The sequence below is a fragment of the Paraburkholderia sp. C35 genome (assembly GCF_003121405.1).
Classification (GTDB): domain Bacteria; phylum Pseudomonadota; class Gammaproteobacteria; order Burkholderiales; family Burkholderiaceae; genus Paraburkholderia.
In genome coordinates, this window is record NZ_QBUY01000218.1 from 1 (window position 1) to 1,582 (window position 1,582).

1 protein-coding gene is annotated in these 1,582 nt (G+C 56.4%); it reads right to left on the bottom strand.

From position 1 onward, the window contains the following. Positions 1-96 precede the first annotated feature (96 nt). A complete protein-coding gene (locus tag DK391_RS44010; protein WP_109484272.1) occupies positions 97-1,503 on the bottom strand; it encodes a transposase in 1,407 nt (468 codons plus the stop codon). Between the last annotated feature and the right edge of the window lie 79 nt (positions 1,504-1,582).

Here is a 1,582-nt window from a genome sequence, read left to right on the forward strand (position 1 = left end):
CTTTGCAGGCCGGGACTGAGGTGGTTTGAGTGACGCGTCGTCACGGACTCGGCGTTGGTGGTGGGATTTGCGCGAAGGTCACGCCCTCGATGTACCTCAAGTCGGTGCCATCACTGCTTGTTGACTGACCGGCGCCAACCACTTCGCCATTCGCCGTAAGTTCTGTGCAGTCGCGGCCAACAAGAATTCGTCGTGTGCGCCACTGGGCCCACGCAATCGGAGGCGATCCAGCTTCAATATCCGCTTCAAATGAGCGAACAGCATCTCGACCTTTTTGCGCTCTCGACGTGAGCGCTTATATGCGGGGGTATTTGCAATGGCTCTAGCTTCTTCTCGTGCGTCCTCATGGACACTGCGTGCGATTTTTCGCATGGGTGTGTTCGGGCAGCATTGGTCCTTCATTGAGCATGAAGCGCAGTCTGTCTGACTGGATCGATAGATGATTGTGCCGGCCTTCGTGATGTGCGAGCGCTGTGCTTTGAACGGTCGCCGCTCTTTGCGGAGAGCATGGCCTGCAGGGCAGCGATATTCGTCGCTTCGCTCGATCCAGTGGAAATCGCTATTTGGAAACGTGCCGTCGTTACGAGGCGGGCGCTGCCAGACAGGTACGTGCGGATCGATGCCTTTCTCCTGAACCATCCATCCAAGCATCGCCCCTGTTCCGTAGGCCGTGTCACCGACCAGACGTTTGGGTTTGATTGCGAAGCGTTGTTCAACCCTATCGACCATCGTCTTGGTGGACTCTACCTCCTGCGTTCTATGCGCAGGTGTGGCCTCAACATCGACGATGATCCCCGCGTGCAGGTCAATCAAATAGTTTGTTGAGTATGCGAAGAACGCTGGCCCACCTGGCGCGGCGGTGTAGCGTGCGGACGGATCGGTTAGCGAGATTCGTTTTGGTGGTGTGGCGGACTCCACGTCATCAGATGGCGCCGGGTTCGCTTTCTCCAGCGCACTTAAATACTCTTGCACCGCCCGGCTCGGACCGTCGCCCTGACGCCAGTCGATGACTTCCGTTCCTGGTAATCCGCGAGCACGATTTGCATCTGCCTTGACCACACTCGCATCGACAGCGAAGCCTTCACCTTCAACAAGTCCTTCGCTCATACAACGACGCAGGACAGATTCAAAGACGTGTCGCAATGCTTCGCTGTCGCGGAATCGTCCGTGTCGATTCTTGGAGAACGTCGAGTGATCGGGGACTGCGTCTTCCAGGCCAAGGCGACAGAACCAGCGGTAGGCGAGGTTGAGATGTACCTCTTCGCACAGACGTCGTTCGGAGCGAATGCCGAAACAGTAGCCCACAATCAGCATGCGGATCATGAGCTCAGGATCAATAGAAGGCCGACCGGTGTGGCTGTAGTGCGGTGCGAGGTGCTCGCGAAGTCCATCGAGGTCGAAATAGCGATCAATACCCCGCAACAGGTGAGTGCGTGGAACATGGTCATCAAGGTTGAAGGAGTAGAAGAGTTTGTCCTGACCACCACCTTGTTGACCCATCATGACGTTCACCCCCGTCGATCAATGTCTTCCAGGATAGCCAAAATTCGATTTGGCGGGGAGTTTTTCAACAGAATCGGCC